The sequence below is a fragment of the Agreia sp. Leaf244 genome (genome assembly GCF_001422695.1).
GTDB lineage: Bacteria > Actinomycetota > Actinomycetes > Actinomycetales > Microbacteriaceae > Agreia.
Genome location: NZ_LMLX01000002.1, coordinates 783,033 through 805,280, shown reverse-complemented (window position 1 = coordinate 805,280; position 22,248 = coordinate 783,033). Strand labels below are relative to the sequence as shown.

23 protein-coding genes are annotated in these 22,248 nt (G+C 69.2%); 13 read left to right on the top strand and 10 right to left on the bottom strand.

Annotated features, from left to right (window positions below):
• The gene (locus ASF06_RS08580; protein ID WP_055945583.1) at positions 1-1,296 is read right to left on the bottom strand and encodes a uracil-xanthine permease family protein; all 1,296 of its coding nucleotides are present in this window, start codon (positions 1,294-1,296) and stop codon (positions 1-3) included.
• 123 nt (positions 1,297-1,419) lie between these two features.
• On the opposite strand from ASF06_RS08580, the gene ASF06_RS08575 reads away from it, so the two are divergent.
• Complete coding sequence (locus tag ASF06_RS08575) at positions 1,420-3,081, top strand: ABC1 kinase family protein (RefSeq protein ID WP_235500945.1); 1,662 nt, start codon at positions 1,420-1,422, stop codon at positions 3,079-3,081.
• Positions 3,082-3,106: 25 nt separating this feature from the next.
• Here the strand turns inward: ASF06_RS08575 and ASF06_RS08570 are convergent, their stop codons facing one another.
• Positions 3,107-3,625: a mycothiol transferase gene (locus ASF06_RS08570; protein ID WP_055946351.1), complete on the bottom strand. Its 519-nt coding sequence runs from the start codon at positions 3,623-3,625 to the stop codon at positions 3,107-3,109.
• Positions 3,626-3,725: 100 nt separating this feature from the next.
• Between ASF06_RS08570 and ASF06_RS08565 the strand changes: the two genes are divergently transcribed.
• Complete coding sequence (locus ASF06_RS08565; protein ID WP_055945581.1) at positions 3,726-5,021, top strand: glycosyltransferase; 1,296 nt, start codon at positions 3,726-3,728, stop codon at positions 5,019-5,021.
• Here the strand turns inward: ASF06_RS08565 and ASF06_RS08560 are convergent.
• The 3 genes from ASF06_RS08560 to ASF06_RS08550 form a co-directional block, all read right to left on the bottom strand.
• Positions 5,010-5,912, bottom strand: a complete 903-nt coding sequence (locus ASF06_RS08560; RefSeq protein ID WP_055945579.1) for a hypothetical protein — start codon at positions 5,910-5,912, stop codon at positions 5,010-5,012. The two genes, ASF06_RS08565 and ASF06_RS08560, sit on opposite strands and share 12 nt — an antisense overlap.
• The gene (locus ASF06_RS08555; RefSeq protein ID WP_055945578.1) at positions 5,909-6,580 is read right to left on the bottom strand and encodes an LON peptidase substrate-binding domain-containing protein; all 672 of its coding nucleotides are present in this window, start codon (positions 6,578-6,580) and stop codon (positions 5,909-5,911) included. The genes ASF06_RS08560 and ASF06_RS08555 overlap by 4 nt, the downstream gene beginning before the upstream one ends.
• Positions 6,581-6,642: 62 nt before the next feature.
• Positions 6,643-7,368 (bottom strand): GntR family transcriptional regulator, encoded by a 726-nt coding sequence (locus ASF06_RS08550; protein WP_055945576.1) that lies wholly within the window; start codon positions 7,366-7,368, stop codon positions 6,643-6,645.
• Positions 7,369-7,483: 115 nt separating this feature from the next.
• On the opposite strand from ASF06_RS08550, the gene ASF06_RS08545 reads away from it, so the two are divergent.
• The 3 genes from ASF06_RS08545 to ASF06_RS08535 are packed head-to-tail and all read left to right on the top strand — an operon-like array spanning position 7,484 to position 10,531.
• On the top strand, positions 7,484-8,614 hold the full coding sequence (locus ASF06_RS08545; protein ID WP_055945574.1) for a DUF1989 domain-containing protein: 1,131 nt from the start codon (positions 7,484-7,486) through the stop codon (positions 8,612-8,614).
• Positions 8,604-9,281 carry a flavin reductase family protein gene (locus ASF06_RS08540; RefSeq protein WP_055945572.1) on the top strand — a complete coding sequence of 226 codons (678 nt, stop codon included), beginning with the start codon at positions 8,604-8,606 and terminating at the stop codon, positions 9,279-9,281. Before ASF06_RS08545 ends, ASF06_RS08540 begins: the two co-directional genes overlap by 11 nt.
• Before the next feature lie 50 nt (positions 9,282-9,331).
• The gene (locus ASF06_RS08535; RefSeq protein WP_055945570.1) at positions 9,332-10,531 is read left to right on the top strand and encodes a hypothetical protein; all 1,200 of its coding nucleotides are present in this window, start codon (positions 9,332-9,334) and stop codon (positions 10,529-10,531) included.
• Between the two features lie 109 nt (positions 10,532-10,640).
• Here the strand turns inward: ASF06_RS08535 and ASF06_RS08530 are convergent, their stop codons facing one another.
• Positions 10,641-12,788 carry a heavy metal translocating P-type ATPase gene (locus tag ASF06_RS08530; RefSeq protein ID WP_055945568.1) on the bottom strand — a complete coding sequence of 716 codons (2,148 nt, stop codon included), beginning with the start codon at positions 12,786-12,788 and terminating at the stop codon, positions 10,641-10,643.
• A 131-nt stretch (positions 12,789-12,919) separates the two neighbouring features.
• On the opposite strand from ASF06_RS08530, the gene ASF06_RS08525 reads away from it, so the two are divergent.
• Both ASF06_RS08525 and ASF06_RS08520 read left to right on the top strand, forming a co-directional pair.
• Positions 12,920-13,258, top strand: a complete 339-nt coding sequence (locus ASF06_RS08525; protein ID WP_055945565.1) for a DUF3140 domain-containing protein — start codon at positions 12,920-12,922, stop codon at positions 13,256-13,258.
• 10 nt (positions 13,259-13,268) lie between these two features.
• Entirely contained in the window at positions 13,269-13,472 is a 204-nt protein-coding gene (locus ASF06_RS08520; protein ID WP_055926264.1) for a DUF2945 domain-containing protein, read from the top strand.
• Here the strand turns inward: ASF06_RS08520 and aztA are convergent.
• Positions 13,459-14,061, bottom strand: a complete 603-nt coding sequence (aztA, locus tag ASF06_RS08515; protein WP_235500944.1) for a zinc ABC transporter ATP-binding protein AztA — start codon at positions 14,059-14,061, stop codon at positions 13,459-13,461. The two genes, ASF06_RS08520 and aztA, sit on opposite strands and share 14 nt — an antisense overlap.
• 98 nt (positions 14,062-14,159) lie before the next feature.
• On the opposite strand from aztA, the gene aztB reads away from it, so the two are divergent.
• The 4 genes from aztB to aztD are packed head-to-tail and all read left to right on the top strand — an operon-like array spanning position 14,160 to position 18,466.
• Positions 14,160-15,020 (top strand): zinc ABC transporter permease AztB, encoded by an 861-nt coding sequence (gene aztB, locus ASF06_RS08510; protein ID WP_055945563.1) that lies wholly within the window; start codon positions 14,160-14,162, stop codon positions 15,018-15,020.
• The gene (locus ASF06_RS08505; protein WP_055945562.1) at positions 15,004-16,272 is read left to right on the top strand and encodes a hypothetical protein; all 1,269 of its coding nucleotides are present in this window, start codon (positions 15,004-15,006) and stop codon (positions 16,270-16,272) included. Before aztB ends, ASF06_RS08505 begins: the two co-directional genes overlap by 17 nt.
• On the top strand, positions 16,269-17,207 hold the full coding sequence (aztC, locus tag ASF06_RS08500) for a zinc ABC transporter substrate-binding protein AztC (protein ID WP_055945560.1): 939 nt from the start codon (positions 16,269-16,271) through the stop codon (positions 17,205-17,207). Before ASF06_RS08505 ends, aztC begins: the two co-directional genes overlap by 4 nt.
• Positions 17,208-17,239: 32 nt before the next feature.
• Positions 17,240-18,466: a zinc metallochaperone AztD gene (aztD, locus tag ASF06_RS08495; protein WP_055945558.1), complete on the top strand. Its 1,227-nt coding sequence runs from the start codon at positions 17,240-17,242 to the stop codon at positions 18,464-18,466.
• Between the two features lie 68 nt (positions 18,467-18,534).
• On the opposite strand, the gene ASF06_RS08490 is transcribed toward aztD, so the two are convergent.
• Positions 18,535-18,882, bottom strand: coding sequence for a VOC family protein (locus tag ASF06_RS08490; protein WP_055945556.1), 348 nt, complete (start codon positions 18,880-18,882; stop codon positions 18,535-18,537).
• A 77-nt stretch (positions 18,883-18,959) separates the two neighbouring features.
• On the opposite strand from ASF06_RS08490, the gene ASF06_RS08485 reads away from it, so the two are divergent.
• A complete protein-coding gene (locus ASF06_RS08485) occupies positions 18,960-19,811 on the top strand; it encodes an alpha/beta fold hydrolase (protein WP_055945555.1) in 852 nt (283 codons plus the stop codon).
• Positions 19,812-20,105: 294 nt separating this feature from the next.
• Here ASF06_RS08485 and ASF06_RS08480 read toward each other — a convergent pair whose 3' ends face one another.
• The gene (locus tag ASF06_RS08480; RefSeq protein WP_055945553.1) at positions 20,106-20,618 is read right to left on the bottom strand and encodes an Lrp/AsnC family transcriptional regulator; all 513 of its coding nucleotides are present in this window, start codon (positions 20,616-20,618) and stop codon (positions 20,106-20,108) included.
• A gap of 136 nt (positions 20,619-20,754) precedes the next feature.
• Here ASF06_RS08480 and ald point away from each other — a divergent pair, with 136 nt between their 5' ends.
• A complete protein-coding gene (gene ald / locus ASF06_RS08475) occupies positions 20,755-21,879 on the top strand; it encodes an alanine dehydrogenase (protein ID WP_055946345.1) in 1,125 nt (374 codons plus the stop codon).
• A 29-nt stretch (positions 21,880-21,908) separates the two neighbouring features.
• Here ald and ASF06_RS08470 read toward each other — a convergent pair whose 3' ends face one another.
• On the bottom strand, positions 21,909-22,247 hold the full coding sequence (locus ASF06_RS08470; protein ID WP_055926287.1) for an SH3 domain-containing protein: 339 nt from the start codon (positions 22,245-22,247) through the stop codon (positions 21,909-21,911).
• Position 22,248: the final 1 nt, after the last annotated feature.

Below are 22,248 nucleotides of genomic sequence, written 5' to 3'. Positions count from 1 at the left end.
TCAGGCGTCGCGCGGGCCGCCATCCGTGCCGCGCAGCCGGGCCACGGCGGTCATCGCGTGGTAGATCACGATGGCGGCGACCGTTCCGAGCGCGATGCCGTTGAAGGTGACCGAGCCGGCGTTCAGGGTGAAGTCGGCGATGCCGATGATCAGCGCGGTGGCCGCCGTGAACTGGTTGACCGGCTTCGAGAAGTCCACCTTGTTGTCGAGCCAGATCTTCACGCCGATGATGCCGATCAGGCCGTAGAGCGCGGTGGTCACGCCGCCGAGCACGCCCGCCGGGATCGTGTTGATGAGGGCGCCGACCTTGGGTGAGAGTCCGAGGAGGATGGCGACGGCACCGGCGATCCAGTAGGCGGCAGTCGAGTAGATGCGGGTCGCGGCCATCACTCCGATGTTCTCGCCGTAGGTGGTGGTGCCCGATCCTCCGCCGAAGCCGGCGAGCACGGTTGCCAGGCCGTCGGCCAGGAGGGCGCGGCCCGTGAGCCTGTTCACCTCGGGCGACTCCGTCATCTGCGCGACGCCGCGGATGTGGCCCACGTTCTCGGCGACGAGCACGAGCACGACCGGAAGGAAGGCGGGGAGCACACCCCAGACCGCGGAATCGGCGAACGGGTTGGCGGGCAGGGCGAACTGGGGGAGCCCCACCCAGGCTGCGTCGCCGACCGCCGAGAAGTCGACCTCGCCCGCGATGACCGCCGCGATGTAGCCCACGACGACGCCGATGAAGATCGACAGGCGGGCGAGCATGCCCCTGAACAGCACGGTCGAGAAGATGACCGCGGCCAGGGTGATGAGTGCCGTCAGCGGCGCGAGCTGGAAGTTGTTCTTCGCCGCGGGAGCCAGGTTGAAGCCGATCAGGGCCACGATGGCACCCGAGACGACGGGCGGCATCAGGGTGTTGATCCAGCCGATGCCGGTGATCAGAACGACCACGCCGACCAGGGCGAGGAGCGCGCCGACGGCGAGGATGCCGAAGAGAGCGCCGCCCATGCCCGTGGACGCGACGGCGGCTGTGATCGGGGCGATGAACGCGAAGGAGGATCCGAGGTAGCTCGGGAGCCGGTTCTTCGTGATCAGCAGGAACAGCAGCGTGCCGATGCCGGAGAACAGCAGCGTCGTCGCGGGCGGGAACCCCGTGAGCACGGGAACCAGGAAGGTCGCGCCGAACATGGCGACCACGTGCTGGCCGCCCAGCCCGATCATGCGCGGCCAGGTGAGTCGCTCACCCGGCTTGACCACGGCATCCGCCTCGACGTTCTTGCCGTCGCCGTGAAGTGTCCAGAGCGGTGCCATGTTCGATCGTTCCCCTAGCCCGGCTGCTCGCCGGTTGTTGCGTGCTCGTCGATGAGCTCCCTCGAGACTAGTGGCCGGGCGCGTGGCAGGATGGGCGCATGACCGAGGCACAGGGGGCACCGCGTGGCTAATCCGATCGCCGCAGCCGTCGGAACGCGGCTCGAACGCTACCGGGAGATCGCCAGCGTGCTGAGCAGGCACGGGCTCAGCTTCATCATCGGGGCCACCGGCCTCGAGCGCTTCGAGCCCGCCTCGCAGGAGCAGTCGCGGGCGAGCAACCCCGAGAATCTCCGGCGAGCCCTCGAAGAACTCGGCCCGACCTTCGTGAAGCTCGGTCAGCTTCTGTCGACGCGCTCCGACATCCTGCCGCCCGACTACCTGACCGAGCTGGCCAAGCTGCAAGACCGCGCGCCCGCCGTGCCCGGCCCGGTGATCAAGCGCCTCATCGTCGAGGAACTCGGCGACCAGCCCGACAAGGTCTTCGCGAGCTTCCAGCTCAAGCCGCTCGCCAGTGCGTCGATCGGCCAGGCCCACCTCGCCACGCTGCACGACGGAACAGAGGTCGTCGTCAAAGTGCAGCGGCCCGACATCGCGACGAACATCGCCATCGACCTCGAGATCCTGCACACGCTCGCCGTGCGCGCCTCTCGCCAGTGGAAGCTCGCCGCCGACTACAACATCACCGGCATCACCGACGAGTTCGCGCGCACACTGCGTGAGGAGCTCGACTACACGCACGAGGGCCGCAACGCCGAGATCTTCGCCGCCAACTTCGCGGGCGACGACACCATCCAGATCCCCCGCGTCTTCTGGGACACGAGCACCACGCGCGTGCTGACCCTCGAGCGCATCACGGGCCTCAAGGTCGACGACATCGCCGGCCTCGACGCCGCGGGAATCGACCGCCCCGGCATCGTCACCCACGCCGTCGATGCCATCGCCCAGATGGTCTTCGTCGACGGGGTCTTCCACGCCGACCCCCACCCCGGCAACCTCTTCGTCGAGCCGAACGGTCGAATCGGGCTCATCGACTTCGGCATGGTCGGGCAGATCGACGAGACCCTGCGCGGCCAGCTCGCCGACCTCTTCATGGCCCTGAGCAGGCACGACCCCGACCGCATGGCGTCGGCGCTCATCGCCCTGTCGAGTTCGAAGAAGTCGATCGATGCGGAGTCGCTGCGCGCAGACCTCGTGGGCTTCATCGACATCTACCGGGGCAAGGGCCTCGGAGAGGTCGACATGGGCGCGCTCATCAACAAGCTGCTCACCGTTCTGCGGCACAACCGACTGCAGCTGCAGCCCTCCATCGTGATGCTGCTGCGCATGCTGCTGATGGTCGATGGCATGGGCGTGCTGCTCGATCCGACGTTCAGCCTGGGGGATGCCCTCAAGCCGTACGCGACGAAACTCGCGCTGTCGAAGTTCTCACCCGCGGCGATAGCCAAACGCCTGGCCGCGGCCGGCCTCGAGGCGGCGGAGCTCGGAATCGAGCTGCCCGACAAGATCCGCAAAGTGTTCGACGTGATCGACCGCAACGGCATCGAGGTGCACTTGCGCGCATCCGAACTCGACCCGCTGGTAGCGCGCGTCGAGAAGGTGGGCAACCGCGTGGTGGCCGGCGTCATCGCGGCCGCGTTCATCCGGGGCATCGGCGAGCTCGCCGTGAGCGACCGCAAGCGTTTCGGCAGCTGGAGCGGCCCGCTCATGGGAATCGGGCTCGGCGCGAGCGGCGCGCTGAGCGCCTACATCGCGCTGACGTCGCGGCAGAGGCGCCGCCGCACCTGACACCGGACGCGGAGCGCCCCGCAGCTCAGGCCCCGGCGCGCTCCGCGACGCCGCGCACGAACGACGCCTGACCCGCGTGCTGCAGGTCGTCGGAGATGACGCTCACGAGCCGCGCCGCGAGGGTCACAGGCGGAGTCCACGAGGTGTCGACGACGCGCCCGAAGTCCTCGTCGCCCAGCGTCGCGACGTAGTCGAGCGTGCGGGCGCAGACGGCGTCGTGGTAGCCGATCAGGTCGTCGGAGGAGACGCCGCGCACCTGCGCGACCTCGGACGAGGACTGCCCGTAGCCCGTCGCCGAGGCATCGAAGGGCAGGCCGAAGCGATCGTGCCAGCCGCCGTCGACCCAGAGCTCGTCGACGCCGGCGAGCTCGGATACGTGCCCGTCTTGAACGCGGGTGAGGTGCCACACCAGCCACGCCACCGTGTTCGCCTCGTCGTCGACACGGAACGTGAGCACCGCCTCCGAGGCGCCGTCGACGGTGCGGCGCACGATCTGCTGGATTCTCTGGAATGCATCGGCGAGGGTGTCTGTGGTGGTCGTCATCTCTTCAGTCTTCTCCGTCGGGCAGGTGAACGCCAGCACCTGAGGATCGATTTCGATAACGTGTCGGTATAGTCAATTCGACGGCAAGCGCGGGGGAGCAATGAGCACCTATCTGATCTGCAGTACTCCGGTGCACGGCCACGCGTCGCCGCTGGCGGTGATCGGGGCGCACCTCGTGTCGCAGGGGCACCGGGTGATCATGCTCACGGGAACGAGGTTCGCCGAGAAGATCGAGGGCGCGGGCATGGAGTTCGTGCCCCTCGAAGGCCGCGCCGACTTCGACGACCGGGATGTCGAGAGCTACCTGCCCGATCGCGACAGGTACCGGGGTCTCGCCCAGGCGCAGTACGACATCCAGAACATCTTCGTCAAGACGATTCCGGCTCAGTACCGCTCGGTTCGTTCCGTGCTCGAGCGCGAGCACATCGACGCCATCCTGGTTGACGGCGCGTTCGGCGGCGTCTCGCCGCTGCTGGCCGACACGGCTGCCGCCGTGCAGCGCCCGCCGATCCTCGCTGTGGGTGTGACCCCCCTCACCCAGCTCAGCCGCGACACGGCGCCGGCCGGTCTCGGCATGGCGCCGTCGGCGACGCCGCTGGGCCGCATCCGCAATCGCGCCCTGAACGCGCTCGCCCGCCGGGTGCTCTTCCGCGATACCCAGCGCGCGGCCCAGGCGGCGTTCGCCGAGATCGGGGCGCCGAAGTCTGCACTCTTCGTGATGGACATCTCGGGAGCCTTCGACCGTTTCCTTCAGCTCGGCCCGGCGACCCTCGAGTACCCCCGCGGCGACCTCACGCCGAACGTGCGCTTCGTCGGGGCGCTGCCGTCCGAAGGCGGCGCCGCGCTGCCCGACTGGTGGGGCGACCTCGACGGATCGCGCCCCGTCGTGCACGTCACCCAGGGAACGATCGACAATCACGACCTCGACCGCCTCATCAGGCCCACGATCGCGGCCCTTGCCGACGACGACGTGCTGGTCGTGGTCTCGATGGGCGGTCGCCCCGCGCAGGGGCTCGGCGAGGTTCCGGCCAACGTTCGCGTCGCCGACTACCTTCCCTACGACAGGCTGCTGCCGCTCACCGACGTCGTCGTGACCAACGGCGGCTTCGGCGGGGTGCAGGCCGCGCTCGCCGCGGGCGTTCCCCTGGTCGTCGCGGGCGACACCGAAGACAAGCCCGAGGTCGCGGCCCGCGTCGGCTGGTCGGGGGCGGGCATCAATCTGCGCACCGGCACGCCGGCCCCGGATGCCGTGGGCTCGGCCGTGCGCGCCGTGCTGGCCGACGCGGGCTACCGCGCCAGGGCGCGACGCTTCGCCGAGGAGCTGGCCGGGCTCGACACGCTCGCGATCATCGACGAGGAGCTCGCGGCGGCGGTCGCCGGCTCGTCAGCGCGTTGAGCCCGCCGCATCCGGAGCCGTCGCAACCGTACCTGCCGTCGCCCCCGTCGCGGCCGACGAACCGGTCGACTCCGGGCTGAACTCCACCCCGTTGTTCAGCACGAACACGAGCACGAGGCCGACGGCGACGAGGCAGAGCAGCGCGGCGGTCGGCCGCCTGAACCGCAGGAACTCGTTGACGATGCGCACGGTGCCCTTGAATGGGTAGAACAGCGGCGCGAAGATGCCGGATGCCGCGACACCGATGAGCGTGTCGCTCACCATCTCGATGGGGTGGCTCCGCGTCGTGAACGTGAAGGTGAGCGCGTAGACGAAGACCAGCACCCCGGTTCCCGCCGCCCAGGATCCGATTCCGAGGGAGCGCATCGAACTGACAGAGCCGTCGGCGTACGCGGTGACGCGCGTGGCGAAGAGGCGGGCGAGCAGCACGGTTCCCGCGGCGCCGACCACGAATCCGATCCAGTAGAGCGATTCAGGGGCGCCGAACCAGAACAGCAGGGTCGCCGCGTCGCCCGCGCCCGTGATGGGCGCCAGCAGCAGCGAACTGAACACGAGTTGAACGCTGATGAAGCCGAGCCAGGTGACGAAGAGGCGGGTGATCCCCGCTCCCCAGATGCGGGCGGCGAAGATGAGCGCGAGTCCGGTGACCAGGCTCGTGACCGCGGCGGCCGTCGACGTGAGGATGAGCGTCTGCGTCTGGGTGATGTCGAATTCGATGTAGCTCGGGTAGAGCGTCGCCCTTGACTGCAGTGCGATCGCCGTCAGGAACCGGGCGAGCTCGTGCAGCGTGATGGCGACGATGCCCGCGAGAACGAAGGCGACAGCACCGTTGAACCAGAGCGTCGTCGAGGGCGCCTGAGCATCGTCGGCCGCCGCCCGCGGGGTGCTCACCGATCGCCCTCGAGGTCGTCTCCGGGAAAGGTGTCCGTGCTGTTCGGGCCGGGGCCGGCCGACCAGGCCGATGCGAACGACTCGGCCGCATCCGTCGACCGTTCGAGAACGGTGGTGAGCAGTTCCTCCATCGAGATCGCGCCGAGGAACGCGAGCTGGTCGAGCTCGCCGACGGGCGCGATGCCCGCGAGCTGCCAGCAGGCCTCGAGCGGGTCGGCCGAGAGCTCGACGACGGATGCCCACCGCTGCTCGGTGAATTCGCTCGCCACCGCGAGGGCCCGGCGCACGGCCTGCTCGGTGTCGTCGCGCAGCGAGCGCAGCGACTCGTCCCACTCGAGCGGCTCGAGGAAGCGGATCTGCGCCTGTGGGTACGGGTCGTCGTCGAGCCAGCCGACCACCTCGAAGCGCGAGCCGCCCTCCGCGTTCACGGCCACGAAGCCCTCGCCGCCGGCCATCTCGGTGATGAGTGCGAGCGTTCCCAGCTGAAACCGGTGCTCGCCCCCGCCCACCTCCTGCCCCCGCTCGATCAGCACGACACCGAACTGGGGCTGCTCGACCTCGAGCATCTTCGCGAGCATCACGAGGTAGCGCTCCTCGAAGAGACGCAGCGACACCGGCATGTAGGGAAAGAGAACGGTGCCGAGGGGGAACATGGGGATCTCGGGCATGGCTCAAGACAAGCACGGTGCGCCTGGGTTGCCAATGGGGGTGTGCCGGTTCGGCGGCGGGTTCAGCCTCGGCGCGATGCGGTGGAGCGTGATCCGGAGGAATATGGCGCGAGCACCTCGTCGAGCGAACGCTCGATCGTGTCGTCGGGAATGAGCGCCCGGCCCTCGACCGATTGGATGTGCCGGTCGACGATGCCCTCGGCCCGCGTGGCGTCGCCCGCCGCCATGGCCTCGAGCAGCTCCTCGTGCTCGCGCAGGCTGTCGGCCTGTGGATGCGCGGCGCCGTAGACGGCCAGGATGAGGGTGCTGCGGCCCACGATCTCGTTGATGTGGCGCAGCAGCAGCCGGTTTCCTGTGAGCTCGGCGAGCAGGATGTGGAACTCGGCGCCCAGCCTGACCGACAGCTTGTGGTCGGCGTCGGCGGATGCGCGGGCCTCGGCCTCGATGTGGGCCCGGATGGGCTCGGCGTACGACGGCGACCAGCCGTCGGCCAGCAGTGCGACGGTCGCCCGTTCGAGGGCGCGGCGCACGGTGAACACCTCGCGGGCCTCGTCTCGGCCGGGATGCGCGACCCGCGCCGACTTCGTCTTGCCCACCTCGACGAGCCCCTCGGCCGCGAGCCGCGCGAGGGCTGCTCTCACGATGGTTCTACTCGCGCCGAAGCTCTTGCCGAGGGTGTCTTCGGGCAGCTTCGTCTCGGGCGCGAGTGCGCTCTCCATGATCGCCTCGCGGAGGGCGAGGTAGATGCCGTCGCCGCGGGAGACCGGTGCGGCGGGGGAGTCGCTCATGGGTCCATCGTAGCCGTCTGATCGGAGTTTACGTACTCGTAACATCACTGTTCGGTATACCGAAACATAGCGATGTGCATACTTAACCATTCGAACCGCCCGAGCAGGAGACGACATGACCACCACGACGACCGCGACCGCGATGCGTCTCACCCGCCAGCAGCGAGAGCTCATCGCCCGGTCGGTCGCCGACGGGGAGGCGGCGGACCCGTCGGCTCTCCTGCGGCGTGCCGTTCTCGAGACGCAGACGGGCTCGATCACCCGCCTACCGATGCCGGCCACCAGCCGTCGGGAGAGCTCATGGCGTGAGGCGCTGCTCGACGGGTCGTCGGCCGCCCCGGGGGCCGAGCGCGTTCTGCTCGAGGAGTTCGTGCTCGAGCCCGGCACCGGAAAGGCGATCGAGCTGTACGCCGGCGAGATCCTGCGCCTCGAGCAGATCGCGGGATCGCAGTGCCTCGACTTCAACGCCTTCAGCCTCGACGACTACCGCGAGGCCTTCCACTGCGGACGAACGAGAACGCTTCACGGAATCAACCCCACCACCGGCGACTTCCTCTGGTCGGCGCCGCCGCGCGAGCGGGCGATGCTCTTCATCCTGAGCGACAGCGTGCACTGCAACGACGTGCTCTTCCCCCGGTGCAGCGCGAACATGTACGAATCGGTGCACGGCTTTCGCCAGCACACCAACTGCGCCGACATTCAGGCAGAGGCGCAGCGCGAATACGGGCTCACGCCCGACGACGTGCACGACTCGTTCAACATCTTCATGGCGACCGAGGTGGTCGACGGGCAGCAGCGCATCCGCAGGCAGGACACCGCCCCCGGCGACCACATCGAGCTGCTCGCGGTCATGGATGTGCTGGCCGTGCCGAACATCTGCGGCTCCGACGTGCAGCCCACCAGCAACTTCTCGCTGAAACCGGTGCGAGTGCAGAGGTTCCGCGCATCGATCGCCGACCTCGACGCCGTGCCGACCATCTACGAATACGACTCGCAGCGCACACCGGCACAGTTCGCGCAGCCCGCCATCCGAACCGAGCGGCGCCTGACCCGCGACCCGCAGTACCGGCCCGCCTTCGCGGGGCTGCCGATCGGCGTCGAGTCCGTGCAGATCGAGCTCGATGACGAGACGGCCGCGGCCTTCGACGAGCTGTGGCGAGGCGGGCTCTCTACCCGCTACGCAGAGCGGGGCGACGGCCTGCGCGACGTGCTGTTCTCGTGGTGGATGGCCTCCCATGAGCGCTGATCTGACGAACAGCGCTGATCTGAAGGATGCCGTGGCCGGCAGCGCGCAGGACATCGACTTCGAGACACTCGGCGAATACGAGCGCTACAAGCTGATGGCGAGCCTGATCGTGCCCCGGCCGATCGCGCTCGTGACCACGCTCGACGAGGGCGGAGTGGTGAACGCCGCGCCCTTCAGCATGTTCTGCATGCTCGGCGAGGAGCCCCCACTGCTGCTCGTCAGCCTCAACAGGCTCGCCGGGGGAGCGCAGAAGGACACCGCCCGCAACATCGATCGCACGGGCGAGTTCGTGGTGCACATGGTCGACGAGCCGCTCGCCGAGGCCGCCGACCGGTGCGGGGAGCGCATGCCCGCCGGCGTCAGCGAGCTCGACGCCGTCGGTCTGGCCGGCATGCCGTCGCGCCTCGTCGGCCCGCCCACCATCGCCGCGGCCCCCGTGGCCTTCGAATGCGTGCTGCACGAGAAGCTCGACACCGCGAGCCGCGAGATCTTCATCGGCCGCATCGTGTCGCTGCACACCCGCGACCAGCTGATCGACACGGATGCCTGGCGGGTTCATCTGCACGACTACGCGCCGGTCGCCCGATTCGGCGCCAGTTTCTACACCACCACCCGTGACCGCTTCGCGATCGGGGCCAGAGAGACCGCGATCGACACCCTGGCCTGACTGTTCCACCCGACCGCAGCACCCCCGCACCATCCACCCAGAGGAGAACCATGTCCAGCACGCTCCGCTCCACCCGCTCCCGGCGGTTCGGCCGCACGGTCGCCACGTCGGCCTCGGCGCTCGCGCTCGTCGCCACCCTGGCCGCCTGCTCGACCGGCGCATCCGCCGATTCCGAGCCCACGGCATCCGCCGACCTGCCCATCGGCGCCCTCGACCTGGCCGCGGCCGGCTGCCCGGCGAACGTCGTGATCCAGACCGACTGGAACCCCGAGGCCGAGCAGGGCAACCTGTATCAGCTGATCGGGCCGGATGCCACGATCGATGCCGCGAAGAAGGCGGTCTCCGGGCCCCTGTTCGCGAGCGGCGAGTACACCGGGGTCAACGTCGAGGTGCGCTCGGGCGGGCCTGCGATCGGGTTCCAGACGGTGACCAGCCAGCAGTACACCGACACCGACATCACGCTCGGCTACGCCAACACCGACGAGGCCGTGCAGCTGAGCGACGAGATGCCCACCACCGCCGTGTTCGCCCCGTTCGAGGTGGGGCCGCAGATCATCATGTGGGACCCCGCGACCTACCCCGATGTGAAGACGATCGAAGACCTCGGCAAGACCGACGCGTTCGTGCGCTACTTCGGCGGCGCGGCCTACATGGAGTACCTGATGGGCAGCGGCATCCTGCCGGCCTCGCACGTCGACGGCGGCTACGACGGCACCCCCGCGAGCTTCATCGCGGCCGGCGGAAAAGATGCCCAGCAGGGCTTCGCGACCGTCGAGCCCTACGTCTACGAGAACGAGATCGCCGACTGGGGCAAGCCGGTCGCGTTCCAGCTCATCCACGACGCGGGCTACCCGATCTACGCCTCGGCGCTCTCGGTGCGCACCGGTGACCTCGAGGAGCTCTCGCCCTGCCTCACCGCGCTGGTGCCCGTGATCCAGCAGGCCACGGTCGACTACTACGCCGACCCGGCCGCCACCAACGAGCTCATCCTGAAGGCCGTCGACGAGTTCGACAACGGCTGGGTCTACACGCCCGGTGTCGCCGACTACTCGGTGAAGGCGCAGGTCGAGCTGGGACTCGTGGGCAACGGATCCGACGACGCCGTGGGCAACTTCGACGTCGATCGAGTGCAGAAGATCATCGACATCACGACGCCGCTGTTCGAGAAGCTCGGAACGCCTCCGGCCGACGGACTCACGCCCGACCAGATCGTGACGAACGAGTTCATCGATCCCTCGATCGGCTTCTGAGCCCGATCTGACTGCTAACTGAGGACATATCGCCTCGCGCGGCTCTCTCGCCTCGAGCGAGCCGCGCGAAACCGGGGGCGTCCCGGCGGGCGCGGCAATATGTCCTCAGTTAGCGGAGTGCTCGCCCCGGGCGCAGGTCGATTCGGCGCAGCAGCTGCGCGTTGAGGGCCACCACGATGGTCGAGAGCGACATCAGCAGGGCGCCGATCTCCATGGGCAGCACGAAGCCGATCGGCGCGAGCACCCCGGCCGCGAGCGGCACCGACAGCAGGTTGTAGCCCGCCGCCCACCACAGGTTCTGCGTCATCTTGCGGTAGCTGGCCTTCGACAGGTCGATCACCGAGACGACCGAGCGCGGGTCGTCGCCGGCCAGGATGACGCCGGCCGCGGCGATGGCCACGTCGGTTCCGGCGCCGATCGCGATTCCCACATCGGCCTGGGCCAGGGCGGGGGCGTCGTTCACGCCGTCTCCGACCATGGCGACCTTGCGGCCCTCCTGCTGCAGCTCGCGGACCGTCGACGACTTGTCCTCCGGGCGCACACCCGCGTAGACCCGCTCGATGCCCAGCTCTGCTGCCACCGAGTGCGCCACCGCCTCCGCATCTCCCGTGATCATGACGACCTGAACCCCTCGGGCCGCGAGGTCGGCGACGGCCTGCTTCGACTCGGGGCGCACGGCGTCGGCGAGTCCGATGGCTCCGATCGGCACGCCGTCTGCGAGCACGTGCAGCACGATCGCGCCGTTCGCGGACCAGCCGCGCGTCGCATCCAGCGCTGCAGCATTCGACTGCTCGAGCAGGCGCGGCCCGCCCACGGCGACGACGCGGCTGTCGACCGTGGCCTCGACGCCCACCGCGGTGGAGGCGCGGAAGTCCGTGGCCCGCGGCACCGTCAGGCCGCGTTCGGCGGCGGCCGCCACGATCGCGCGGGCCACCGGATGCTCGGAGTCGGCCTCCGCAGACGCGGCGAGTGCCAGCAGCTCGTCGTCGCCCAGCCGGTCGCCGCCGGCCGAGCCGCCTGCAGCGAGCACGTGGGTGACGGTCGGCGATCCCGTCGTGAGCGTTCCGGTCTTGTCGAACAGCACGGTGTCGACGGTGCGCATGCTCTCGAGCGCCAGGCGGTCCTTCACGAGCACGCCGGCCTTCGCCGCGCGCTCGGTCGCGATCGAGACGACCAGCGGGATCGCAAGGCCGAGCGCGTGCGGGCAGGCGATGACGAGCACGGTGATGGTGCGGATGATCGCGTCGTTCGGGCTGCCCACGAGCGACCACACGATCGCGGTGATCACGGCCGCGCCGAGGGCGAACCAGAACAGCCAGGCCGCGGCGCGGTCGGCGATGCGTTGGGCGCGACTCGACGAGTTCTGCGCGTCGGTCACCAGTTTTCGGATTCCGGCCAGCGCGGTGTCGTCGCCGGTCGCGGTGACCCGGATGCGCAGGGCCGAGTCGGTCGCGACCGTTCCGGCGACGACGGCGTCGCCCCTGCTGCGGGAGACGGGAAGGGACTCGCCGGTGATCATCGATTCGTCGACGTCGGCCGTGCCGTCGATCACCTCGCCGTCGGCGGGCAGCCGGCCGCCGGGGCGCACGATCACCGTGTCGCCGAGGCGCAGCTCGGCCGGGGCGACGGTGACGACCGAGCCATCGGCATCCACCCGCTCTGCCTCGTCGGGCAGTAGAGCCGCGAGGCTGTCGAGGGCGCTCGACGCCTGGGCGAGGGAGCGCATCTCGATCCAGTGGCCGAGCAGCATGATCACGATCAGCAGGGCGAGCTCCCACCAGAAGTCGAGCTGGTGGTCGAGCAGGCCGAGGGTCGCGCCCCAGCTCGACACGAAGGCGACGCTGATGGCCAGGGCGATGAGGAGCATCATTCCCGGCTGGCGGGCCTTGATCTCGCCGAGCCCTCCGGTGAGGAAGGGGGCGCCACCCCAGACGAACATCACCGTTCCGAGCACGGGGGAGATGGCGCTGACGACGAGGTTGTCGGGCAGGTCGTAGCCGAGGAGCATCGCGAACATAGGCGAGAACGCGACGACGGGCACGGCGATCACGAGCATGATCCAGAACAGACGGCGGAAGTGCGCGGCGTGGCCGCCGTGGCCGCCATGTCCCGAGTGGTCGTGGCCCGTGTGGCCGGAGTGCGCCGTATGGTCGTGGGCCTCCTGGCCGGCGTGCCCGTGACCCGCGTGGTCGTGCTCGTGGCTCATGTGGTCGTGCTCGTGATGCGCGTGCTCGAGGTGCTCATGCGTGTTGCTCATACATCGACCATATACCCCTGGGGGGTATACGACAACCGATTGAGCGCGACAGAAAAGCGTCATATTCCCACAAAAGGGGCCGATTTTCATTCCCCTGCGACGAAAGTGCGCCGAGGGTCGATACTGAGGGAATGAGCCACAGTGATGACGACAACGCCGACGTCTGGACGGACTTCACCCACTCGGTGAACCTCACTCCGAAGGCGCTCGAGAAGTGGCTGACGACCGACGAGTCGCGCAGCGTGGGCCAGAGCGCGGGAGGCGAGGCGATCGGGCACCGCAGCGGTCGGCACATCCTCTCGATCCTCGAGAAGAAGAAATCCGAGCTCACCGAGGCGGACTACGAGCACATGCGCACGGTGCTCGGCTACATCAAGCGGCACTCGGCGCAGCGACCGACGGGCGAGGTCGCTGACACGCCGTGGCGCTACTCACTCATGAACTGGGGCCACGACCCCCTCAAGAAGTAAGGGGCGAGACATGACGTTCTCGAAGGGCGACAAAGTCAGCTGGAACACGCCACAGGGCGAGACTCACGGAACGATCGTCGAGAAGAAGACGAAGGATTTCCAGTTCGACGGGCAGAAGTTCACTGCCTCGACCGACGATCCCGCCTACCTCGTCGAGAGCGACAAGTCGGGCAAGCAGGCGGCACACAAGGAGTCGGCGCTCACGAAGGCCTGACCGTTCGGCCGCGCTCCAGGCGCAGAATCGCGTCGGCCTCGTTCAGCACGCTCTCCTCGTGCGTGGCGTGCACGACGATCGCCCCGCGTCGCGATTCCGCTCGCAGTGCGGCGATGATCAATTGCTGTGCGGAGGCGTCGACGCCTGCCGTCGGTTCGTCGAGCAGCAGAACGTCGGCCCGTCGGGCCAGCCCCTGGGCCACGAGGGCGCGCTGGCGCTGGCCGCCTGAGAGCGACCCGAGCGGGCGGTCCGCCAGATTCTGGATGCCGAGGGCCCGCATGCACGACCGCACCGTCTCGCGATCCCCGGCATCCAGTCGCCGCCACATTCCCCGGTGTGCCCAGCGGCCCATGCTCACGACCTCGAGAACGCTGAGCGGCAGCGTGTCGCTCGCCGCGCTGCGCTGAACCACGAGGGCCGGCCGCCGCGTCGTGCCGAGCACGCGCCCTGACTGCGGCTCGATAGTGCCCGCCAACACCCCGAGCAGCGTCGACTTTCCCGAGCCGTTGCCGCCGCAGAGTGCCGTCACGGTACCCGCGGCGAAGTCCGCCGACACGCCCGACAGTGCCGTCGTTCGGTCGATCCGCACGTGGATTTCGTGCGCTTGAAGGGAAGAGATGTCTCGAGGCGGATGCATACGACGACCTTATCGTTAATGACAATCATTCTCATGTAGGGTCGCTTCTCGTGTCCTGGTTCGTCGATCCCCTCTCCTCCGAGTTCATGCTGCGCGCCCTCGTCGGCGGCGTTCTGGTGGCCTCGATGAGCGCGATCGTCGGCACCTGGGTCGTCATTCGCGGCATGGCCTTCCTCGGCGAGGCGATGGCCCACGGCATGCTCCCGGGTGTCGCGATCGCCACGCTCGTCGGCCTGCCCGTGGTGCTCGGCGCGGCCGTGAGCGCACTGGTCATGAGCGCCGGCGTCGGCATCGTCTCGCGCCGGGGTCGGCTCTCGAACGACACCACCATCGGCCTGCTGTTCGTGGGCATGCTGGCCCTCGGCGTGATCATCGTGTCGCGCTCCCGCTCGTTCGCCGTCGACCTCACGGCGATCCTGTTCGGCGACGTGCTCGCCATCGGCTGGAGCGACGTGCTGCTGCTCGCCGCCGCCCTCCTCGTGACCCTCGCGGTGGCGACCCTGTTCCATCGCCCCTTCGTGGCGTTGGCCTTCGACCCGCGGGTCGCCCGCACGCTCGGCATGCGACCCCGCCTCGCGCAGACCGTGCTCACCGGCCTCGTGACCCTCGCTGTCGTTGCGTCGTACAGCGCGGTCGGCACGCTGCTCGTCGTCGGGCTGCTGCTGGCCCCCGCGGTGGCCGCGGGCCAATGGATGCGCGGAATCCCCGCCACCATGACGCTCGCGGCGGCGATCGGCTCGCTCGCCGTGCTCGTCGGCCTGCTCGTCTCGTGGCACGCGTCCACGGCGGCCGGCGCATCCATCGCCCTCAGCGCCATCGTTCTCGCAGCGCTCTCGGCCGGAGCCCGTGCTGTCGTCACCCGCCTCCCCTCCGTCTCGACCCAGAAAGGCCCGCGTGTCCACACCGCCTAGATCCCGCCGAGCACCTCTCGCTCCCGCCGCCGTTCTTCTGGCCGCCCTGGCCCTGCCGGCCTGCGCCACGGCATCCACCGGGGCCCCGGGCACGGAGGCCGACGAGTCGGCCGGCCGGCCCCACGGCTACGTCGAGGGAGCGTCCGAGATGCCCGAGGCGCAACTGCACCTCACCACGATCGATCGCGACGGCTCCGCGACCCTGTTCGACCTTCTCGACGAGCGGAGCGCTCAACTCGCGACGCTCGACGTGGCCCCCTCGACGGTCTCGACAGACGGACGATTCGTCTTCGCGTCGTCGGCCGAGGAGGGAACGCTCACGATCCTCGATTCGGGCGCCTGGACCGTCGACCACGAGGACCACGTGCACTACTACGCCGCAGAGCCTCGCGTCGTCGGCTCGATCGCCGAGCGGGGCGAGGCCGTCGTCGTCGGCGGGCCGTCGCTCACCGGAGTCTGGTTCGGCGACGCCGGGGTCGGCCTGCTGCTCGACACCGAGGCCCTGGGCCAGGGCGAGGTCGTCGAGACGGCCCGCCTCGAGTCGCCGCCGCACAAGGGCGCGGTGGTGCCCTTCGGAGACGGCGCGCTCGCCACGGTCGCGGGCACCGACGGCCGAGTCGCGGGCGTTCGGCTGATCGAGGGCGATGGCGACGCCGTCGCGGGTTCCGACGCCGAGTGCGCGGAGCTCGACGGCTCGATCACCACCAACGTGGGCGTGGTCTTCGGATGCGCGGACGGCGCCCTGCTGGCGACGCGCGACGGCGACGGCGGCGTCGACTTCGAGAGCATCCCGTATCCGCAGGAGGTCTCCGCGGCCGACAGGGCATCCGGCTTCGACAACCGTCGCGGCCGGCCGGTCGTCGCCGCCGTTGCGGGTGGTGGCGGAGCCTGGCTGCTCGACACCCGCGCTCGCCAGTGGACCTTCCTGCCCACCGAGGCTCCGCTCGTTCACGTCACGGCGGCATCCGACACCGACGACAGCGTCGTCGCGCTGGCCGAGGACGGCCGCGTGCTGCTGCTCGACCCGAGGACGGGGGCGACGCTCGCGGCCACCGAGCCTCTGGCCGCGTCGAGCCTCGCCGACCCGGCCCTCGCACCCGGCGTCACCCTGCAGCTCGACGCCGATCGCGTCTACCTCAACGCTCCCGCCGACGGGCTGGTCTACGAGATCGACTACCGCGACGGGCTGCGCGTCGCCCGCACGCTCACTGTCGGGGCCGAACCCGCCTTCGTCGCGGAGACCGGGCGATGAGCGCGCGTCGATCCGTGCACGCCGCCGTGGGCCTGGCACTCTCGGCGACGTTCCTCGCACTGACGGGCTGCGCATCCGAGGGCGTCGCCGGCGCTGGCGCCGACCGGCCCCTCGTGGTCGTCTCGACGAACATCCTGGGCGATGTCGTCGGCGAGATCGCCGGCGACGAGGCCGAGGTCGTCGTGCTCATGCAGCGCGATGCCGACCCGCACTCGTTCCAGATCTCGGCCAGGGAGGCCGCGCGCATCCTCGACGCCGACCTCATCGTGTCGAACGGCCTCGGGCTCGAAGAGGGCCTGCAGCAGAACCTGGATGCGGCGACGGCCGACGGGGTGCGATCGATCACGGCCGGCGAGCTGATCGACCCGCTCGAGTACTCCGCGGGCGACGCGGCGGGAGCGCCCGATCCGCACTTCTGGACCGACCCGGCGCGCATGATCGACGTCGTCGAGGGTGTCGCCCGGGAGCTCGAGGACACCGACGGCATCGATGGCGCGGACATCGCCGACAATGCGGCCGCCTACATCACGCAGCTCGAGGCGCTCGACGCGGAGATGACCGCGGCGTTCTCGGCCATCCCGGCCGAGCGGCGACAGCTGGTCACCAACCATCACGTGTTCGGCTACCTCGCGGCGCGATTCGACTTCACCGTGATCGGCGCCGTCATTCCGGGAGGAACGACCCTGGCGGCTCCCAGCGCATCCGACCTCGACGACCTGGTGTCGGCCATCGAAAAGGCTGGCGTGACGACGATCTTCGCCGACTCGTCGCAGCCCGACCGGCTCGTGCAGGTTCTCGCCGACGAGGCATCCATCGACGTCGATGTCGTCGCGCTGTTCACCGAATCGCTCGGCGAGCCCGGCGGGGGAGCCGGCACCTACCTGCAGATGATGCGCTCGAACACCGAGCTCATCGCCACCGGGCTGTCTCCGTGAGAGACGCCCACCCCACCACAGAAAAGGAAACAATGAAGAAACAGCTCCACTCCCGGCGGATCGCGCTCGTCGCCGTCACCGCGTCGGCCCTCCTGCTGACCGCGTGCGCGACCGAAACCGTTCCCGCTCAGACCGCCGGCGCAGCCGCATCCGCAACAGACCCCGCCCCGCGGGTGTCGCTCACCTACGACGGCGGCCTCCTCGTGCTCGACGGCACGACCCTCGAGCTCGAGGCGGACATCGCACTGCCGGGCTTCAACCGGATCAACGCGGCCGGCGACGGGCGCCACGTGCTCGTCTCGACCACCGACGGCTTCCAGGTGCTCGACGCCGGAACCTGGACGGCCGACGGCGCGTCTCGGACGGCCGAGCCCGAACTGACCGACCTGGCCTTCGACGCGCCGACCCCGGGACACGTGGTGCGGCACGGCGACAAGACGATCCTCTTCGCCGACGGAACCGGCGACACCACGATCTTCGACACCGACGCGCTGCTGACGGCGGCGGATGACGGGCTTCCCGAGACCGAGGTCGTGCCGGCGCCCGCAGCGCACCACGGGGTGTCGATCGAACTCGAAGACGGAACGCTGCTGACGACCATCGGAACGTCGGAGGGGCGCAGCGGCGTGCGCGTGCTCGACGCCTCGCGCACCGAGGTCGCCCGCAACGAGGAGTGCCCCTCGGTGCACGGCGAGGGCGCGGCGAAGAACGAGGTCGCGGTCTTCGGATGCTCCGACGGCGTGCTGGTCTATGACGACGGCGAGTTCACCAAGATCCAGGCTCCGGATGCCTACGGCCGCACGGGAAACCAGTACGTCACCGAGACCTCGTCGATCGCGGTGGGCGACTACAACTCCGACCCCGACCGTGAGGGCGTGCTGCTCGAGCAGCTGACCCTCGTCGACACGGTCGCCAAGACGATGACCATCGTCACGCTGCCCGGAGGCGCCGGCTACACCTGGCGCGACGTGGCCCGCGGTCCGAGCGACGAGGCGATCATCCTGGGCTCCGACGGCGCGCTCCACGTGCTCGATCCCGAGACCGGCGAGTTCGGTGCCAGCTACCCGGTGATCGGCGCGTGGGAGGGTCCGGCCGAGTGGCAGGACGCCCATCCGGCGCTCGTGGTTCTCGGAGGTATCGCCTACGTGACCGAGCCGGCAACCGACTCCCTCTTCGCCGTCGACGTGGCGACTGGCGAGGTCGTCGCCAGTGCCGAGCTGCCGGCGACGCCGAACGAGATCGCGGTGGTCACCGGCTGAGTGCTGCGCGTGTTGCCGGTTCGGGTCGATCGAACCGGCAACACGCGTTGGTCACAACGCGCGAAGCGTCACCTCGCGGAGAGCACGCAGAACTCGTTGCCCTCCGGGTCGGCGAGCACCACCCAGCACTGTTCTCCCTGGCCGATGTCGACCCGGGTGGCGCCCATGGAAATGAGGCGGTCCACCTCGGCCGCCTGGTCATCGGGAACGAAGTCGAGGTGCAGCCGGTTCTTCACGGTCTTGGCCTCGGGAACGGCCAGCACCAGGATCGTCGGATGGCTTCCGTCGGGGTTCTGGATCTCGATTCCGTCGTCGGCCTCGTCGATGATCTGCCAACCCAGAGCGTCTGCCCACCAATGGCCCTGTGAAATCACGTCCTCGGAGTCGATGACGACCTGTTCCCATGTGAGTGTCATGAACCGACGATACGACGACGTGGTTCGGCATCGGTAGCCCCCGCAGACCGTGGAGGTCGCGCGGCTAGGCTTCGGTCATGACTGAGTTCGCGACATCCGCAGACGGCACGCGCATCGCCTACGACCGGCTGGGCAGCGGCGCGCTCGCCATCATTCTCGTCGGCAGCGCCATGAACTACCGGGCCTTCGACCCCACGACCGCGCACATCGCGACCCTGCTCGCCGATCAAGGGTTCTCCGTCATCAACTACGACAGGCGGGGCCGAGGGGAGAGTGGCGATGCAGAGGACTACGCGGTCGAGCGCGAGGTCGACGACATCGCAGCCCTGCTCGATGCGCTGGGCGGATCCGCGGCCCTCTACGGCAACTCCTCTGGCGGAGCGCTCGCCCTCTGGGCTGCGGCCACGCCCGGCGTCGGCGAACGCATCACGAAGCTCGCCCTGTTCGAGGTTCCGCTCACTCTCGAGGGAGAAGGCGACGACGGGCTCGAGCTGCGCACCATCACCGAACTCGTCGAGTCCGGAGACCGGGGCGCCGTCGTCGAGTACTTCATGCGGAACATGCCGCCTCAGTGGCTCGAGGGCGCGAAGAACTCGCCGGCGTGGCCCGACATGCTCGCGATCGCGCACACGCTCGCCTACGACGTGGCCGTTCTCGACAAGGCCGACCGTGCCCCGTGGGCCGAGCAATGGGCATCCGTCACCCAGCCCGTGATCGCCATGGTCGGCGCCGAGACCCAGCCCATCTTCCCTCCGGCCGCGGCCGCGCTGGCCGAGGCGCTGCCTGACGCGCGCAACGTCGAGATCGACGCGGCGAACCACAGCGTGCGCCCCGAGGTGATGGCCGCGATCCTGGGTGGCTTCATCAGCGGCCACGAAGAGTTGGCGACCTTCCCCGAATACCCCGACGAGCCGGAACAGCAGGTGTAGCGCAGCGCCGACGGGTATCCGCGCCTCAGCGGTGCATCGGCTACCGGCCGTCCGGGCGCGGATGTGCCGAACGGGCGCGGACGCGTCAGCGCTGACCGCGGAAGAGCCTGAGCAGCACGATCACCGAGATGCCCGCGATCGCCAGCCCTGCGAGTCCGAGCAGGCCCAGGTAGAAGGCTTCGAGCCAGAAGTAGTCCATCAGGTGTGCCCCTTTGCGTCGGCGTCTTTGCTCCTACGGCGAGAGTAGTTCGGGCACGAGCGCGGTTCGACCCGTTGACAAGTCGGCTCCCGGAGTCAGGGCGCTATCGAGAGGCCGCTGTAGTCGTGGTCGAACACCAGGCTCGTGCGGGTCGACGCGACGGCCGGATGCGCCGAGAGGTTGTCGAGCACGAAGTCGCGCACGGCGGCGCTGTCGCGCACGGCCACGTGGATGATGAAGTCCTCCGCGCCTCCGAGGAAGTACAGCTGCACCACCTCGGGAAACTGCCGGATCTCCTGTCCGAGCTCGACCATGAGGTTGCGCGCGCCCGCCCTGATCGTGACGCTGATCAGCGCCTGCAGGCTCAGCCCGACTGACGACGGATCGACGTTGGCCGTGAAGCCCGTGATCACCCCGCGCGTGACCAGGGACTTGACCCTGGCAACGCAGGTCGACGGCGCGATGCCCACGCGCTCGGCCAGCTGGTTGTTCGGTATGCGCGCGTTGGCCCGCAGGATGCGCAGGATCGATCGGTCGATCTCGTCGAGTTCGGCGGGCGCCTGAGAGGGGCGGCGATCGTTCGCCACAGCTCTCGTTGAATCGGTCATGACCGAACTATTTCACAGATTGTGGCCGGAAGATCGCTGATACTGCGGTTTCCGTTCGCCAGAATCGAATTTTGGCAAGAATCATCCCAGAACTTCGGTACCTCCTGTCACGGTGCCGCCGACGAACGGAGTCATCATGCACATCGGAGTGCCCAAAGAAGTCAAGAACAACGAGAACCGGGTGGCGGCGACGCCGGCCGGAGTCTTCGAACTGGTGCGCCGCGGCCACTCCGTCTTCGTCGAGCGAGGAGCCGGAGTCGGCTCCCGCATCAGCGACGAGCAGTACATCGAAGCCGGGGCTTCGATCGCAGAGACCGCCGACGAGGTCTGGGCGGGTGCCGACCTCGTTCTCAAGGTGAAGGAGCCCGTCGCCGAGGAGTTCCCGCGCATGCGTGCCGGCCAGACGCTCTTCACCTATCTGCACCTGGCCGCATCCAGAGCCTGTGCCGATGCCCTTCTCGCCGCCGGGACCACCGGCATCGCCTATGAGACCGTGCAGCTCGCCGACCGCTCGCTGCCCTTGTTGCAGCCCATGAGCGAGGTCGCGGGCCGGCTGTCGACCCAGGTCGGCGCCTTCCACCTGATGAGCGCGGCCGGCGGTCGGGGAATCCTGCTGGGAGGAGTCCCCGGAACGCCCAAGGCCAAGGTGGTGGTGATCGGCGGAGGTGTGGCCGGCGAGCACGCTGCCGCGAACGCGCTCGGCATGGGAGCGGACGTCACCATCATCGACCTCTCCATTCCCCGCCTCCGCGAACTCGAGATCCGCTTCGGCGGCGCGATCCAGACGCGCAGCTCGTCGGCCTATGAGATCGCCGCGCAACTGAAGGAGGCCGACCTCGTGATCGGCTCGGTCCTCATTCCGGGAGCGCAGGCGCCCAAGCTCGTGACCGACGCCATGGTGGCCACGATGAAGCCGGGCAGTGTTCTCGTCGACATCGCGATCGACCAGGGCGGATGTTTCGAGGGCTCGCACCCCACCACCCACGACGACCCCGTGTTCGCGGTGCACGACACCGTCTACTACTGCGTGGCGAACATGCCCGGGGCCGTGCCCGAGACATCCACCCGTGCTCTGACCAACGCGACCCTGCCCTATGTCGTGGCGCTCGCCGACAAGGGCTGGGCCCGCGCGCTGGCCGACGACCCGGCCCTCGCCAAGGGTCTGAACACGCACGACGGTCGCGTCTACAACGCGGGCGTCGCCACGGCTCTGGATGTCGTGGGTCACGACACCGCGGAGCTCCTGGCCCGCACGGCCTAGGCCCGATCAACCGGGCCCGTCGGCCGGGCTCAGTCGACCAGGCTCGTGGCGGGCACCCAGCCCTGCCGGCCGTCGAGCGATCGGCACCACAGCCATCCGCTCGCCCGGTCTTCGCGTACGACCTCGATCACGTCGCCCTCGCGGGTGGGAAGCTCGCTCGTGTCGTAAGGGGTGTTGACCACGGCGACAGGACGCGCGCGCGAGAGGTAGCGCAGGGGAACGCGGCCGCTGCCGGCATCGCCCGTGACGAAGACGAACGCGGGCCAGTCGGCGTCGCGCTCGCCCACGACGACCCTGTCTCCGATGTCGACGCGCATCGGGTGGGGCTGCGAAATCTCGTGCGACACGAGGGCGGTGGTGATGCGCATG